Genomic DNA, 16118 nt, shown 5'->3' on the forward strand with positions numbered 1-16118 from the left:
AATAACCTGAATGAATTTTGTCATGAATAATCAAGCTTTTTACTCCGTGCAGCGTTGGCTTAAACCCGTGGCCTGTGGCCTGCTTTTGATTGCAGAGATCAACACCTCATGGGCGGGTATTGCGCTCGACCGTACCCGCATGATCATCACTGGTGATGCGCGCTCAGTCAGTGCGAACTTAACCAATACCAGCCCGAGCATTCCGTTTCTGGCTCAGTCGTGGGTGGAAGATGCCAACGGAACAAAAATTACCTCGCCGCTGATGGTCTTACCGCCGCTGCAACGAATTAACGGCGGGCAAAAGGGAATTGCCCGCGTGACGAAAACCAGCGGGATCAACGCCCTGCCGCAGGATCGCGAGAGCTTGTTCTACCTGAACGTACGTGAAATTCCGCCTAAACCGGATAAGCCGAACGTGCTGCAACTGGCGATGCAGTCGCGCATCAAATTGTTCTACCGTCCGGCCGCCATTGTGCCGGAAACGCCGGGCGCCGTGTGGCAAAACCAACTGGTCTTTCACAAGCAGGGCCAGCGCTGGAGTGTGGATAACCCAACGCCTTACTTCGTCACCTTAATCGGCTTAAGCCGCAAGCCAGAAGCGCAGGGAGGCGGCAGATTGACCGACTTCCCCGGCGTTATGGTCTCACCAAAATCCTCTCTCGATTTCAGCGTCACGGACGGCAGCGTCAGCCAGTTCAGCATGATGTACGTGAACGATTTTGGCGGTCATCCCGAACTGAAATTCAGCTGCACAGGCAATGTATGTAAAGCATTGCCGATGGAGCAACAGCCCCGGTAACAGGAATCGTAAATGAAAAAGATGCTTTGCGCCCTGCTGATGGCGGGCATGGCCTGGCAGGTTCAGGCCACCAGCGGCCGCCAGGATATGAGCAACGTGTCCGGTGAGTATGGCAACGTCCGCTTTCATGGCCGGGTCTATGTGTCGCCGTGCGTGCTGGATATGGCCTCACGCGATCAGACCATCAATCTTGGTGATATTTCCGCCAGTCGGTTTCGCCAGGGCGGCGATCGCAGCGAACCGGTGTTGGTCACGCTGTACCTGAACGGCTGCTTAAAGGGCTCTGGTCATACCCTGAGGGATTTCCCCGGGCAGACCAGCGAAATGCCTGAGCTGGCGCACAGCACGGTGGAACGTGGCGTTTCTATGACGCTGATGGCCGAAGGCGCGCCGGAAAACAGTGACCTGGGGCGTATTCGTGGTGATGTGCGCGGCGCGGGCATTCGGCTACTGACCGAGCGTAATCAGCTGATCCATCTGAACCAACCGCAACGGATGTGGATCCTCAAACCAGGCGATAACGCCATTCACTTTCTGGCCACGCTGGAATCTTTTGGGCCAGAGGTGACTGCCGGAGAATTTAACGGCCTGGTGAGACTTAAGCTGGAGTATCTATGAGCGTATTACGCAAAGCGCTGTTGTGGGTTGCCCTGGCTGGCTGTCCACTGGCCGGGCAGGCATTTACACAGGGGGAAGGTGAGCCGGAGGGCGGGTCGCCGCATCAGTACGATATCGAACTGAGTTCGCTGGATGTCAGTAAAAACCACGTGGGTGGCAGAACGGATCCGTTTACCTGGAATCTGGGCAGTTGGTATGTGGTGAATTTCTATTGCGAGCAGGCTGACATCTCCCGGTCGCCGATTTACTACACCACCACGACTACGATGCCGCCTTCAAATCAGGGGGCGAACCGTTTTCGTCTAAATGAGTATCTGGATGTGGAAGTGCAGGTGTGGGTTGCCGGGGGCTATAAACGGTATGTTCAGGCGCCTTTTACCAACGTTTCAAACCGCAACAGCAATAACACTTGCAAAAAGCGCAAGGGCTACACGCGCGCCACTAACGTTGAAAGTGGTTCAAAAGGGAAAGTGACGTTTATTGTCACTAAACCCATTATCAACGGCATCAATATCACTTCCCAATCGCTGGTGGAGGTAGCCGGGCGCATGGGGAGCGCGGGACCTACGCCCACTACGGCGATTTCCCGTGTGGTGATTAAATCCGGGCTGATTACCGTACCGGACAAATGCACCTTCAACCGGGGAGACAAAATCAGCATTGAGTTTGGCGATCTGCCAGGATCCGCTGCCCGGCTCAATGGCACTAACTACAGCAAGTCGATCCCCATTCATGTTGTTTGTGAAGGCGGCAGCTTCGATCAGGGCGCGCTGAACATTAATCTTGGCGTGCAAACTACCACGGCGTCAGGCACGGCAGGGTTCAACGATCATCTCCTCGGCACGCTGAGCGGCGGACAAAAGCGCGACGATCTCGGCATTATGCTTAAAGACGAGAGCGGTGGCACCGTCGTGCCCAATCAATTCTATAACGTGAAAGGTTTTTACCAGAATCAGGGCGACTGGAATCTCACCGCTGCACCGGTGGCAAAGCCGGGCGTGGGAAGCGTTAAGGAAGGTGAGTTTGAAGCCTCTGCCACCGTTGTTGCGCAGTTTCAGTAGGGGGATGCCATGAGATGTTCGGCGTTATTCGCGATCGGCGTGTTACTGCTTGGCGGCATGGTGCAGGCCGACACCAAACTGGTCGGCGGTGATATGTATTTTCACGGCACTATCAGAGCGCTGGCCTGCAGCCTGGCACCAGGAGGCGACAAAATCGAGGTCGATTTCGGGCAAATCGCGACGCAGGATCTCTATCTTTCGGGGCGCAGTAAGCCGGAAAAATTCAGCATTCAGCTACGCGACTGCAACCCCGAGGTTTTTCGCGGGATCTCGGTCACTTTCAGTGGTAGTGAGGATGCTGAACTGGACGATCATCTGGCGCTGGATAGCAGTGAACAGAGTGGCGCGACAGGGATCGGTATTGGGATGAGCGAAGAGGACGGCACGGCAATCCGCCTTGATGAGAGCACGTCAGTCAAAGAGATAACTGCAGGCTCGATGACGCTAAATTTTTGGGCGTGGGTCGCAGCAGAGCCGTCGGCGATAAAAAATCAGTCTCTCGAATACGGTCCGTTCAGCGCCAGCGGGACCTGGACACTGAACTACCAGTAGCATGATGAACGCACTGAATCGTATTGCCCCGCTGCCTGCGCAGAAATTATTGCTCGTTATTAGTCTGTTTTTCTGGTGTGGGGTAATGCATCTCTACTGGCCGAATAACGGCGGCAGCGGTCTGTCGTTGCCGCTTAATATTACGAGCTGGATTTATGCCGTTGTGCTGGCTGCAAGCGCATCAGTGCTGGTTCCTCGTCAACGCTGGCGCATCACTGTCCCCGCCACGGTTTTTTCGATGGGGTCGCTCATCCTGACGCTGCTTTGTCTGTTGACGCCTGGCGTCTGGCAGTTCGAGGCGCAACTGGTCGCAGGGGCGCTGCTGGGAGGCGTGCTCGTCTATCTGGTGACATTACAGATTCCGCTTGCGGCAAACACCCTGACGGTACTGCTGACTCTGCTATGGGGGGCGTGCGTCATCGAATGTCTGGCGTTTTTGTATCAGTACTGGCATTTGCCGGGTGTTGATTACTGGGAGTTTCCCTGGCGACGCGGTACGCGGCCCTACGGTATTTTTCAGCAGGTCAATCTGATGGCCAGCTTCACTGCATCTGGTGTGCTGCTGTCAGCTCCGCTCTTTTTACGGCTACGCGACAGATATCGAATTGTCATCGGGATTGCCCTGGTGATGATGGGCTTTGTGCTGCATGAATCCCAGTCGCAAACCGGCTATGTGTCTGTGGTGGTAGGTGAAGTCTTGCTGCTGGTGGTTTTCCCGGCACAACGCCGTATGTTGTTGTTACTTTTGCTGCCGCTGGCGTTAGGCATGGTGGCGGGCACGCTTGCTCGCCATTTTTTGTCCGTTGCTACAGTCGATCACCTGACCACTTCCCAGGTGCGCTGGACGGTGCTTAAAACGTCACTGGCATTATTTGCCGAACGCCCGTGGACGGGGTGGGGCGTGGGCAGTTTTGCCGCCGTGTTTCTCGAACGCGCGGGGCCGTTGGAGCTGAGCAGCATCTCGCATCCGCACAATGAGCTGGTGCTGTGGCTGGTGGAGGGCGGCCTGGTTGGGCTGGCGGGGGCGCTGTGCTTTATTACGGGGGGCTTCTGGCTGTGGATGCACGGAAATTGCTGGCGTCGCGCTTGTCTGGTGGCGGCGCTGCCGGTGGTTATTCATATGTTGACGGAATACCCCGTCAGGCAGTCAACACCACACTGGTTACTGCTGGTCCTGTTGCTTCGTTGTGCAGATAGCCCGCTAAAAGGGGCTCGTCTGACGCTTACGTCGACGTCGCTGATTCGTGCGCTGGCATTGATCTCGTTTTTAACCTTCACGCCATTGTTGCTTCTCTCACTGCACACGCAACAGCAGTTGACGCTGGCGGAGCGACAGTCAGCGCAGTGGCGTCTGGCCGAGTCGCTCCCGGTAGGAGGCTGGCTCCTTGCCCCTCGCTACCGGTTTGATGTGCAGATGGGGTATCTGCAACGGTATCAGCGTACCCGGGACGCTCGCTGGCTGGAAGCGGTTCGCCGCTGGGCGCCTGACTATGTGCGTGTTCACCCAGACCCGAATGTCTCCTTCACGCAAATCTTGCTGGCGTTACAGCAGCGCGACCTACCTGAGGCGCATCGTCTGGCGACGCGCTTTTACCTGACATACCCGAACGATCGTCGTATCCCGTGGCTGCAGGATGCACGACGTCCTTTCAATCAAAAAATGGAATGATATGAACAGATTCAGCGAACAGACCCGCCATGGGCCAGAGCTTCCCCGCAACGCCGAGCTGCTGCGGATCACCGGGATCCGTTTGCAGCGCATCCATTTTTTTGATGATGCATCGCTGGATGTCTGTGAGGTGTTAAGTCAGGTACGCACGCCGCTACCGCTCGATCTTTTTTTCAAGCACCTTTCCATCACCGCAAAACAGCAGCTATTTCTGTGGCAAATGCGGCAGGTACTGGCACTCTCAGGAAGTTATTCGCTGAATTTATCCGTCAGGATGCTGACCTGTCTGTCGTGGATTGCGCAGCTCGCCCGGCAGGCGCATCAGGGGCGGATTGTTATCGAAATACAGGATCCTGGCACCATGATGCGACTGGAAAAGGCAGAACAGCAGGCCGTATGCATTGCCGTTAAAACCTTGGTGCGTCACGGGTTTCGCGTGTGGCTGGATGATGTTTCGCCTGAGCTATTTTTTGTCTGGCGACTGTCTGGCATCCGTTTCGATGCCATCAAAATTGAAAGCGGAATGTTTCATCAGTTCAGGACGTCGGAGTGGCAGTTGAGGGTACTGGTCAATCAATTTCGCGGGCTGGGAGAACGGGTTGTGATCGAGGGGGTGGAAACGCCGCAGGATTACGCCATTTGCCGTATGAGCGGCGCAGATGCTGTGCAGGGATTTTTGTTCGAGCAGGAAGTATTACCGAAAAGCCTGAATCATTGCTGATTCAGGCCATGGTCATTATTCGCTCAGCGTCTGTGCGATATCTTTTTGCACCTGCTGGCGCTGTTCTGGGGTCAGTACTTTGTTCAGGTCGAAATAGTATTTCACGCGGTAATAACGCGCCTGCTGTTCGATATTGCTGAACGCGGAAAGCTGTTTTTTGACGGCGGCTTCATCCCATTTCCCGGACTTGATGACGTCAATCAACGCGCCGTCTTTAACATCCTTCACCGATATCTTGCTAACGTTGGTTTCAAGCTGCTGGTGCAGTTTTTTAATCTGCGCAACCTGGTCAGTGCTCAGTTTAAGGTGCTGAACTACCGGGTCCTGAGCTGGTGCGGGTACATTGGATACGTTTGCTGCAAGCGTGCTAAAAGAAGCGCCAGCCACGGTTGCCGCCAGCAAAGTCATGCGTACGAAGTTCTTCATTTCGGGATCCTGATAAGGGAATTATTAACATTGTCTGTCACTCGCTGGTGACGAGTGATTATCCTTTGCAGAATACGATGCCCGAAGCACGTCGCCACGCGAATTTGTTTTGCGGTTGGTTACGGAGTGAAACAATCCCGCTACGGAAAACGTTGTGCAGCGGGAAGAAGGCGATATCTACAGCGTGAACGGGTCAGCGTCCTGCCAGGCGGGGAATTTCTCGCGGTACTCGCGCAGCGCCGAGAGTGACAGTTCAGCGTCAATGCGCGTAGCCTGATGCGGCTCGGCGGTGGCAATAATCTCCCCTTGCGGATTAATCATCCGGCTGTCACCGCGATAATGATTGCCGTTACCATCAGTACCTACGCGGTTACATCCTGCTACATAAGCCTGGTTCTCAATTGCCCGTGCGGTGAGCAGAACCTGCCAGTGTAGCGAACGCGGCGCCGGCCAGTTGGCGACATACAATGCCAGGTCGTAATCGTTGCGGTTGCGCGACCATACTGGAAAACGCAGGTCATAACAGACCAACGGCAGAATGCGCCAGCCGCGCCATTCAAAAATAACCCGCGCGTCACCCGCCTGATAATGTTGATGTTCATCCGCCATGCGGAACAGATGGCGCTTGTCATAGAAATGGACATTACCTTCGGGTTCGACCAGCAAAAAGCGGTTTACTGGGCCACGTTCAGACAGGAGAGCAGCGCTGCCTGCTATAAGGGCGTTCGTCTGTTGCGCCTTAGTGCGCATCCAACTGACAACCTCTTCCTGCGGCAGCGATTTGCTTGCCGCTTCCATGGCAAATCCGCTGGTAAACATTTCAGGTAACACAATGACATCACGTCCGGTGACGGTTTCCAGTTGGCGGTCGAAATGGCGCAGGTTAGCCGGACCATCCATCCAGACCAAAGATTGTTGCAAGAGAGTAATCTTCAAACCAGACACAGTACCAAACTCCTCGTTGTGGGCTTAAGTTAACTCTAACATCTTATTCGCGGAGTGTGTGGGTGGGGGACATCTTGAAAGGCCATTTTCCAGAAACCGCTGATTTGCATTTATCAGTATCTCCAACCACCATTTACAGGCAGAATAATGCGGGGATCGGCCAAGGAGGAAAAATGCTAAAGATATTAACCACTATCGCTACGATGGTCGTGGCAACAGGTGCAATGGCGCAAAGCGATATTAACCTGAGCACTCTGGCGAAAGATGATGCGACAAAAGCAGCGTACAGCCAAATGGTGGAAGGGAATAAATTGCCCGCATGGATCAATAAAGGGGGAACATCTTCCCCGACGCAGACGGTGAAGCTGGGTGGCGAATCATACCAGGTTCTGAGCGCGTGCAAACCGCATGATTGCAGTGCAGAACGTATTGCGGTGCTGTGGTCAGAAAAGTCACAGCAGATGATGGGGGTGTTCTCAACGGTTGATGAGAAAACCTCACGAGAGAAACTAACGTGGCTGAACGTGAGCGACGAGCTGTCAATCGACGGTAAAACGGTACTGTTCGCTGCGTTGAGCGGGAGCCTGCAAAATCATCCTGATGCGTTTAACTACAACTAATGTGTAAGCAAAAAAGCGGAGCTTCAGCTCCGCTTTTTATTTCGCCGATATTCAGGCCGCTTCGACTTTACGCACCTTCTCTGGCAGCTTTACCGGCTGAGTCGCCAGCGCCTCGGGTTCAAAGTCATCCACGTTGATGCTACGCAGACGACTTGCTTCGGCTTTCACCAGAATTGCGGCTTCGTCTTTATCAATCAGCCCTTTAGCCAGCGCATTGTGCGCCAGTTCATCCAGGCGGGTAAACGGCAGGTTTTTACCCAGCTCTTTGCAGATCCGCTGGTGGATAGGGTCGGCTGCAATCACATCCAGCAAAGCCTCTTCCAGCAAACCTACCGGGTTATGCTCGCTCGGCGTCAGGTATTGACCGCGGCCAAGGCGAGAACGGGTGGCGCTCGGAACCTGCAGAATCTTCGCGACTTTATGATCCAGCTTGTCAGACGGTGCATGGTAGTGGCGACCGGTAGGGAAGATAACCACATTCAGCAAGCCCGCGACCAGTCGGTTCGGGAAGTTTTTCAGCAGGTCGTCCATCGCCTGTTCCGCTTTGTACAACGCATCCTGAACGCCCCAGTGAACCAACGGCAGGTCTGCTTCATTACGGCCTTCATCGTCATAACGCTTCAGTACCGCAGAGGCCAGATACAGCTGACTTAATACATCGCCCAGACGCGCGGAGATACGTTCACGGCGCTTCAGGCTACCGCCCAGTACGGCCATGGAAACATCTGAAAGCAGTGCCAGGTTAGCGCTCAAACGGTTCAGATGCTGGTAGTAACGTTTGGTCGCATCGCCGGTTGGCGTGCTGCTGGTTAAGCCACGCGTCAGGCCCAGCCAGAAGCTGCGCACTTTGTTACTGCCGACGTGGCCGATGTGTTTGAACAGCAGCTTGTCGAACGCATTCACATCGTTACTCTGTGCCGCAGCCATCTCTTCCAGAACGTACGGATGGCAGCGAATCGCCCCCTGACCGAAGATCATCATGCTCCGGGTCAGAATGTTGGCACCTTCAACGGTAATGGCGATAGGCGCGCCCTGATAAGCACGGGCGAGGAAGTTGCTTTCGCCAAGCATAATGCCTTTACCGCCAGTAATATCCATTGCATCGATGATTGACTGCTGTCCACGGTGGGTACAGTGATACTTCACGATGGCCGACAGCACCGCCGGTTTTTCACCCAGCATAATACCGTAGGTAATCAGCGACGCCGCTGCATCCATCACGTACGCGTTACCCGCAATACGTGCCAACGGCTCTTCAATACCTTCCATCTTACCGATAGAGATTTTGAACTGGCGACGAATGTGCGCATACGCGCCGGTTGCCATTGCGACCGATTTCACGCCGCCCGTCGAGTTAGACGGCAGAGTAATACCGCGGCCCACGGACAGACATTCCACCAGCATGCGCCAGCCCTGACCGGCCATTTTTGGGCCACCGATGATGTAATCAATCGGCACGAAGACATCTTTGCCCAGCGTCGGACCGTTCTGGAACGGCACGTTCAGCGGGAAGTGTCGACGCCCAATTTGTACGCCTGGGGTTGACGTTGGGATCAGCGCACAGGTAATGCCAAGATCTTCTTCACCACCCAGCAGTTTTTCCGGGTCGGAGAGTTTAAATGCCAGACCCAGTACGGTAGCGATAGGCGCCAGCGTGATATAACGCTTATTCCAGGTCAGGCGCATACCCAGCACCTGCTGGCCCTGCCAGTCGCCCATACAAACCACGCCGGTATCAGGGATCGCGCCTGCATCGGAACCCGCTTCCGGGCTGGTCAGAGCAAAGCAGGGGATCTCCTGACCACGTGCCAGACGCGGCAGGTAATGATTCTTCTGCTCTTCGGTGCCGTAATGCTGCAGCAGTTCGCCAGGGCCTAAGGAGTTAGGTACGCCAACGGTGATCGCCAGGATCCCGGAAACGCCGGAGAGTTTCTGCAGAACGCGAGCTTGAGCATACGCGGAGAATTCCAGCCCGCCGTACTCTTTCTTAATGATCATCGCGAAGAAGCGGTGTTCTTTCAGATACGCCCACAGTTCCGGCGGCAGATCCGCGAGTTCATGGGTGATCTGGAAGTCGTTCGCCATGCGGCAGGCTTCTTCCACCGGGCCGTCAATAAACGCTTGTTCTTCAGCTGTCAGATGCGGCTGAGGATAGTTATGCAGTTTTTTCCAGTCTGGCTTGCCCTGGAACAGGTCGCCTTCCCACCAGGTTGTACCGGCATCAATCGCCTCTTTCTCAGTACGCGACATCGGCGGCATGACTTTACGGAAACCGCGGAACACTGGCGCAGAGATCATGGATTTGCGCATTGGCGTAAAGTTAAACGGTACGAGGAGAATGGCCAGAGGAACCAGCAGCCAGATTGACCACAGGCCAGCCACGCCAAGCGCAGCTGTCCAGGCGAGCAAAATTAAGCTGCTGAGGAATAAGCTCACGCGGTGATAAAACAGAACGCTGAGCAGAACAACCGTAGCGATAATACTCAAAATCATCATAACGAAAAGCTCCCTTGCTTGTAGGAGGTCTGACCACTTGTGATGATATGGTTGTAGTGGATGTAAATTCTTTTAGCAATGTGTTTACAAAATAATTACAACAAAGCTCACATTGTTGCTGTTTTAACCGGCACAAAAAATCAAAAGCCGCAGCCATTCCTGTGGCTTGTACTTCTCGCTGGTAGCGCTATCCGGTACACTGCATCTTGTCATTTACATTCATGCTGAAGGATATCCTCATGTACCAGGATCTTATTCGTAACGAACTGAGCGAAGCGGCGGAAACGCTGGCTAATTTTCTTAAAGATGACGCCAATATTCACGCCATTCAGCGCGCGGCGGTCCTGTTGGCAGACAGCTTTAAAGCTGGCGGTAAGGTACTTTCTTGCGGTAACGGCGGTTCCCATTGCGACGCGATGCACTTCGCCGAAGAGCTGACCGGACGTTATCGCGAAAACCGCCCAGGCTACCCGGCGATCGCTATTTCTGATGTCAGCCATATCTCCTGCGTCAGCAACGATTTCGGTTACGATTATGTCTTCTCCCGCTACGTTGAAGCCGTGGGTCGCGAAGGCGATGTCCTGTTAGGCATCTCTACTTCGGGTAACTCCGGTAACGTGATTAAAGCGATTGCCGCAGCGCGTGAGAAAGGGATGAAAGTCATCACCCTGACTGGTAAAGATGGCGGCAAAATGGCGGGTAGTGCGGATATCGAAATTCGCGTGCCGCACTTTGGCTATGCTGACCGCATTCAGGAAATTCATATCAAAGTGATCCATATCCTGATCCAGTTGATCGAAAAAGAGATGGTGAAGTAAGAAGGCTATTTTATTTGCCATTTTGAATCCGGGCAGTGCCCGAAATCCTCACGTACTACGTGTACGCTCCGGTTTCTGCGCGCTGTCCGAATCTAAACTGGCTGCAACAATTACGCCTTCCCGCTTAAAGGCGTTTGTGGAGGTGATGTATGTGCGAACTGCTCGGGATGAGCGCCAATGTGCCAACCGATATCTGCTTTAGCTTCACCGGGCTGGTTCAGCGCGGCGGAGGTACCGGGCCGCACAAAGACGGCTGGGGTATTACGTTTTATGAAGGTAAGGGCTGCCGTACGTTTAAAGATCCGCAACCCAGCTTTAATTCGCCTATCGCCAAACTGGTACAAGACTATCCCATCAAATCCTGTTCCGTGATTGCCCATATTCGTCAGGCGAATCGTGGCGAAGTGGCATTGGAAAATACCCATCCATTTACGCGTGAACTGTGGGGACGTAACTGGACGTACGCTCATAACGGACAGCTCAGCGGCTATAAATCGCTGGAAACCGGTAATTTCCGCCCGGTCGGGGAAACCGACAGCGAAAAAGCTTTCTGCTGGCTGCTCCACAAGCTAACTGAACGTTATCCGCGTACGCCTGGCAATATGACGGCAGTGTTTAAATATATCGCGATGCTGGCAGGAGAATTGCGTGAGAAGGGCGTCTTCAACATGCTGTTGTCTGACGGGCGTTATGTGATGGCTTTCTGCTCGACCAACCTGTTTTGGATCACCCGTCGTGCGCCGTTTGGCGTGGCGACACTGCTGGATCAGGATGTGGAAATCGATTTTAGCTCAGAGACCACACCCAATGATGTGGTCACCGTGATTGCCACTCAGCCGCTAACCGGCAATGAAACCTGGCAAAAGATTATGCCAGGCGAGTGGGCGTTATTTTGTCTCGGGGAGCGTATAGTTTGATGCCAGCTGCGGCTGAACCACTTCGTGACTCAACGGCTTGCTGATAACGTAACGGCCATCGACGACGGAAACGGTCGGTGGCTTACGCGTTTGTTCAAAGTAATCGTAGCCAGGCTTTAGCTGCGCCCAGAATTCTTTGTAATACGAGAACTTATGGCGCTGCATGTTGGCGTCGGTCATGCGGAATGGATAAATGCTAACCTGCACGCTGGACTGCCCAAACACCAGTGCGCCGGTGACAAACTGGAAAATCTCATCAATGCCGTTGTCGGTCATTGCGTAGCAGCCGACGGAAACGCAGGCGCCGTGGATCATCAGGTATTTACCTTCATAACCGTGTGCGCGGTCGTAGGCGTTAGGGAAACCAATGTTAATCGCTTTATAAAAGCGGCTATCCGGTTTCAGCTGTCCGCGCTGTACGCTGTAAAACCCTTCCGGGCTTTTGAAATCGCCCTGACGCTGTTTCGGACCTAAGCCGCCGGAATAATTGCAGATCTTATAGCTATCGAGCAATTGATACTGTTCGCCCATCTTGACGTACAGATCCAGCGTTCGCTCTTCTTTGAAGATCTGGATATAGACGGGGGAGCCCATTAATTGCTGCTTATATTCTTTGCTGACAGGCGTAGTCGGGCTGCTGCTGCTCAGCAAACCGGCAAATGAAACGCACGGCAATAAAAGCATCGCAAGAAAAAATGCGATTTTACGCATACTGCTTATTCCTTGATAAAACGATTACACACGCCAGGACGGCAAAAAGAGTTCCCAAATCGGATAAATCTGGATCTGGAGCGCTCACATTATCACCCAGAGAGTTTTTCGCAAGTCTCTCGTGCGGCGTTTACACTTTAGATTTTCTTTATACGGAAAATTGTGCTTAAAGGCAGTCAGACACTGACGTATTTTGTGGGTTAGCGCACGTCATTAAGTCTTCTGAGTGCAGAATTCCTAATATATTGAATTTAAAAAATTAATAATTTAATAATCGAATATTAAAATGGAATGCCCGGCAATAGCGGTAGACTGCGGCGAACGTGTTTGATTAGGTAGTGTTGTTTTCATGTCTTTTGTCTCTGTGCCCCGACGCTTTTTGCCGGGTCTGCTGTCTTTGTGTGTTGTGTTGTCCTCGCCGTCTGTCGCCAAAGTTCAGCCCCTCTTATCTGACGCCCATTTAAGCTATGCGGCGCAATTACGCATGCGTAACCGCGCCCGGCTGCTGAAGCAGTACCACGCGCAGGTAAAAAAGCAGGCAAGTTATGTGGTGGAAGGTAATGCGCAAAGTAAAAGCGCGCTGCGCCAGCAAAACAGGACGCTGATTAAACAGCACCCGGAGTGGTTCCCGGGGCCACTAAAAGCGAGCGATCAACGCTGGCAGGAGCTGGCTGAGAATGACCATTTTCTCAGTAGCGATCATCTGCACAACATAACCGAAGTGGCAATCCACCGTCTTGAGCAGCAGTTAGGTAAACCCTATTTGTGGGGCGGGACCAGCCCGGAACAAGGCTTTGACTGTAGCGGGCTGATCTTTTATGCCTACAACAAAATTCTGGCAGCAAAATTGCCACGTACGGCGAATGAAATGTATCACTATCGGCGGGCGACCATCGTCGCTAATCGCGACCTTCGTCGTGGTGATTTATTGTTCTTTCATATTCACAGTCGGGATATTGCCGATCATATGGGCGTCTATTTGGGGCAGGGACAATTTATTGAATCGCCGCGTACGGGAGAAACGATTCGGGTGAGCAATTTATCCGATGACTTCTGGCAGGATCATTATCTCGGCGCTCGTCGTATTCTGACGGAAAATACCATTCTGTAATCAAAAAGGCGGTGCGAATGGCACCGCCTCGTCAGGGGTTAACTCAACGCCCCCATAATCTTTAATTCCAGCTCATCCGGAACTTCGTTATATGACAACACCTGTAAGCCTGGTGCAAACAGGCGCGCATAGCGCGCAAGCAGAGGACGTAGCTGCGGTGCGACCAGCAGTACCGGCTCTTTACCCGCGGCTTTCATCTGTTCTTTAATCTGCGGCATATTGGTCTGGAACTGATTCAGCATATTAGGATCGACCGGTACGCTATCGAGCACCACTTTGCCGCTTTGCTGAGCCTGATTCACTACATTAGCCAGCAGATTCTCCAGCTCATTATTCAGCGTGTAGACCGCCAGCTCATCTTTGCGCACAAACGGATGGGTAATGCTGCGACGGAGCGCCAGACGCACATCTGCCGTCAACAGAATATGATCTTTAGTGACGGCGCTACTGGCGACCAGTACGGTGGCAATGGTAACGATATCGCGCAGCGGTACGCCTTCGACCAGCAGCGCCCGATAAACCTTCAAGAGCTGGCTGTAATTCAGCGCCGCGCTCAGATCTTCCGCCAGACGGGGGGCCATCGAAGAGAGGCGGTTATGCAGTTGGGTAATATCATCGTAGTTAAACAGGTCGGGAATAAAGTTGCGAATGACCTTATTCACATGCGTCGCAATGACGCTGGCACTATCAATGACCTGATACCCCATATTTAGCGCTTTGGCTTTTTGCGCCGGTACAATCCACGTCACCGGCATACCATAGGCCGGATCGTGGCCTAAAACACCATCGATCTCGCCATACGTTTCACTGGAGGGCAGCGCCATCAGTTTATCTGAAGGAATATCTGCCTCATCAGCCTTGATCCCATTGATAAAAATGGCGTACTGGGTCGGTTTTAGACGGAAGTTTTCGCGGATGCGAATTTCCGGGAGCAGCACGCCGTTAGTGTCTGAGATAACCTGCCGCACACCGCGAATACGTTGAGTGAGCGGATTCCCTTTGGATTTGTCTACCAGCGATACCAGCTTGTACCCCAGGCTCAGGCTGATTGGCTCAATCAAAGGGATAGTTTCCCAACTGACCTGTTGCTCGGTGGTTTCAACGATGGTTTTGGTCAGCGTCTCAAGATTTTTCTCTTCATTTTCAGCCACCTTCGGGCGCTTGCTCATACGCCAGGCGGTGAACCCCATCAGGGCGCTGAACACCAGGAACGGGAAGTGCGGCATTCCCGGTACCACCGCCAGTACAAACATAATGCTGGTGGCGGTATAGAGTACGGAGGGGCTGGCCAGCAACTGGCTACGCACGTCTGTGGCGATATCACCGCTGTCGCTCACGCGTGTAACGATAATCGCCGCCGCCGTCGACAGCAGCAGAGACGGGATCTGGGCGACCAGACCGTCGCCGATGGTCATCAGTACGTATTGCTGGAAGGCGGCTTCGGCGCTTAAATCGTATTTAAAAATACCGATACAGACGCCGCCTATCAGGTTGATGGCCAGGATCATCATCCCGGCGATGGCATCACCGCGCACGAACTTCGACGCACCGTCCATTGCGCCATAGAAATCCGCTTCGCCCGCCACATCTTTACGTCGCGCCTGCGCCTGGGCCTGATTAATCAGGCCTGCGTTCAGATCGGCATCGATCGCCATCTGCTTCCCGGGCATGGCGTCCAGCGTAAAGCGGGCCGAAACCTCGGAGATACGCTCGGCACCCTTGGTAACCACGATAAAGTTGATTGTGAACAGCGTCAGTAAAGCTGACCGCGAAAATATCGTGGCGGCGCTGCATGGTCAGTCAATCTTTAACGGTGGCGGTATGGCGCCGTTAAATAAGCTGGGCAAGCAACCGATAGCGCCGGGAGCGCAGAAGAAAAACGTCACGCGCAACAAACTCGATAAAACCGTCAACCCGCAGGAGACGGCGAAAATTACGGAAGAGAACGCGAAAAAGGCGCTGGATGTGAATGAAAAAGCGGTGCTGCTGAAACAAAAATCAGCCCGCGAATTGGGCGAACTGGCGACCGACATTAACGTTATCGCCCGCAATGCGCATATGGAAACTAACCTCGAGATGGAGATTGTTCCTCAGGGGCTGCGCGTACTGATTAAAGATGACCAGAATCGCAATATGTTTGAGCGCGGTAGCGCCAGGATTATGCCGTTCTTTAAATCGCTGCTGGTCGAACTGACTCCCGTGTTTGACTCGCTGGATAACAAGATAATCATCACCGGGCATACAGACGCGATGAGCTATAAGAGTAACATTTACAACAACTGGAACCTCTCCGGCGACCGCGCTTTGTCGGCGCGACGCGTGCTGGAGGATGCCGGAATGCCGCAGAATAAAGTCATGCAGGTCAGCGCGATGGCGGACCAAATGCTGCTGGATGCAAAAAACCCGGAAAGTGCCGGGAACCGTCGCATTGAGATCATGGTGCTGACGCAAAGCGCTTCCGATACGTTGTATCAATATTTTGGCCAGCAGGGAGAGAAGGTTGTGCAACCGCTGGTGGATAAGCTGGACAAGCAAAAGCAAGTGACTTCTTTACGTCAACAATCTGCTCCCGTCACTCATTAATTCTGTTCCCGTCCCCCACGCAATGTGGGGGCAATTTATTCCTCAGGAAGGCAATGTGATAGATGTAACCC

The 16118-nt window shown here is 53.5% G+C and carries 15 protein-coding genes and 1 pseudogene; 11 read left to right on the plus strand and 5 right to left on the minus strand.

Annotation, left to right across the window (positions count from 1 at the left end; genetic code table 11):
• The first annotated feature begins 22 nt into the window (after positions 1–22).
• From KQJ19_RS13965 to KQJ19_RS13990, 6 genes are read left to right on the plus strand one after another with little or no spacing between them, the layout of a single operon-like run.
• A complete protein-coding gene (locus KQJ19_RS13965; RefSeq protein WP_046275745.1) occupies positions 23–799 on the plus strand; it encodes a fimbria/pilus periplasmic chaperone in 777 nt (258 codons plus the stop codon).
• A 12-nt stretch (positions 800–811) separates the two neighbouring features.
• Positions 812–1417, plus strand: coding sequence for a fimbrial protein (locus tag KQJ19_RS13970; protein ID WP_019076065.1), 606 nt, complete (start codon positions 812–814; stop codon positions 1415–1417).
• Positions 1414–2478, plus strand: a complete 1065-nt coding sequence (locus tag KQJ19_RS13975; protein ID WP_131405625.1) for a fimbrial protein — start codon at positions 1414–1416, stop codon at positions 2476–2478. Before KQJ19_RS13970 ends, KQJ19_RS13975 begins: the two co-directional genes overlap by 4 nt.
• A gap of 9 nt (positions 2479–2487) precedes the next feature.
• Entirely contained in the window at positions 2488–3030 is a 543-nt protein-coding gene (locus tag KQJ19_RS13980; RefSeq protein ID WP_216403768.1) for a fimbrial protein, read from the plus strand.
• Position 3031: 1 nt separating this feature from the next.
• A complete protein-coding gene (locus KQJ19_RS13985) occupies positions 3032–4699 on the plus strand; it encodes an O-antigen ligase family protein (protein ID WP_216403769.1) in 1668 nt (555 codons plus the stop codon).
• A gap of 1 nt (position 4700) precedes the next feature.
• On the plus strand, positions 4701–5420 hold the full coding sequence (locus KQJ19_RS13990) for an EAL domain-containing protein (RefSeq protein WP_046275742.1): 720 nt from the start codon (positions 4701–4703) through the stop codon (positions 5418–5420).
• 15 nt (positions 5421–5435) lie between these two features.
• Here the strand turns inward: KQJ19_RS13990 and KQJ19_RS13995 are convergent, their stop codons facing one another.
• Together KQJ19_RS13995 and KQJ19_RS14000 are read right to left on the minus strand one after the other, a co-directional pair.
• Entirely contained in the window at positions 5436–5846 is a 411-nt protein-coding gene (locus tag KQJ19_RS13995) for a Spy/CpxP family protein refolding chaperone (RefSeq protein WP_216403770.1), read from the minus strand.
• Between the two features lie 177 nt (positions 5847–6023).
• On the minus strand, positions 6024–6791 hold the full coding sequence (locus KQJ19_RS14000) for an amidohydrolase (protein ID WP_216403772.1): 768 nt from the start codon (positions 6789–6791) through the stop codon (positions 6024–6026).
• 173 nt (positions 6792–6964) lie between these two features.
• Between KQJ19_RS14000 and ivy the strand changes: the two genes are divergently transcribed.
• Positions 6965–7411 (plus strand): Ivy family C-type lysozyme inhibitor, encoded by a 447-nt coding sequence (gene ivy, locus KQJ19_RS14005; RefSeq protein WP_047498493.1) that lies wholly within the window; start codon positions 6965–6967, stop codon positions 7409–7411.
• A 51-nt stretch (positions 7412–7462) separates the two neighbouring features.
• Here the strand turns inward: ivy and fadE are convergent, their stop codons facing one another.
• The gene (gene fadE, locus KQJ19_RS14010) at positions 7463–9907 is read right to left on the minus strand and encodes an acyl-CoA dehydrogenase FadE (RefSeq protein WP_216403773.1); all 2445 of its coding nucleotides are present in this window, start codon (positions 9905–9907) and stop codon (positions 7463–7465) included.
• 239 nt (positions 9908–10146) lie between these two features.
• On the opposite strand from fadE, the gene lpcA reads away from it, so the two are divergent.
• Positions 10147–10725, plus strand: coding sequence for a D-sedoheptulose 7-phosphate isomerase (lpcA, locus tag KQJ19_RS14015; protein ID WP_016151815.1), 579 nt, complete (start codon positions 10147–10149; stop codon positions 10723–10725).
• A gap of 149 nt (positions 10726–10874) precedes the next feature.
• Complete coding sequence (locus KQJ19_RS14020; protein WP_016151816.1) at positions 10875–11642, plus strand: class II glutamine amidotransferase; 768 nt, start codon at positions 10875–10877, stop codon at positions 11640–11642.
• Here the strand turns inward: KQJ19_RS14020 and dpaA are convergent.
• Complete coding sequence (gene dpaA, locus KQJ19_RS14025) at positions 11613–12353, minus strand: peptidoglycan meso-diaminopimelic acid protein amidase (protein ID WP_016151817.1); 741 nt, start codon at positions 12351–12353, stop codon at positions 11613–11615. The genes KQJ19_RS14020 and dpaA overlap by 30 nt on opposite strands.
• Positions 12354–12702: 349 nt before the next feature.
• Here dpaA and KQJ19_RS14030 point away from each other — a divergent pair, with 349 nt between their 5' ends.
• On the plus strand, positions 12703–13464 hold the full coding sequence (locus tag KQJ19_RS14030) for a C40 family peptidase (RefSeq protein ID WP_216403774.1): 762 nt from the start codon (positions 12703–12705) through the stop codon (positions 13462–13464).
• Between the two features lie 38 nt (positions 13465–13502).
• Here the strand turns inward: KQJ19_RS14030 and KQJ19_RS14035 are convergent.
• A pseudogene (locus tag KQJ19_RS14035) lies at positions 13503–15206 on the minus strand (flagellar biosynthesis protein FlhA); the annotation flags it as partial.
• On the opposite strand from KQJ19_RS14035, the gene lafU reads away from it, so the two are divergent.
• Positions 15133–16047, plus strand: coding sequence for a putative lateral flagellar export/assembly protein LafU (lafU, locus tag KQJ19_RS14040; protein ID WP_071600315.1), 915 nt, complete (start codon positions 15133–15135; stop codon positions 16045–16047). The pseudogene KQJ19_RS14035 and the gene lafU sit on opposite strands and share 74 nt — an antisense overlap.
• Positions 16048–16118 lie beyond the last annotated feature (71 nt).

This window comes from Citrobacter sp. S46_ASV_140 (genome assembly GCF_018919545.1).
GTDB classification, from domain to species: domain Bacteria; phylum Pseudomonadota; class Gammaproteobacteria; order Enterobacterales; family Enterobacteriaceae; genus Citrobacter; species Citrobacter braakii.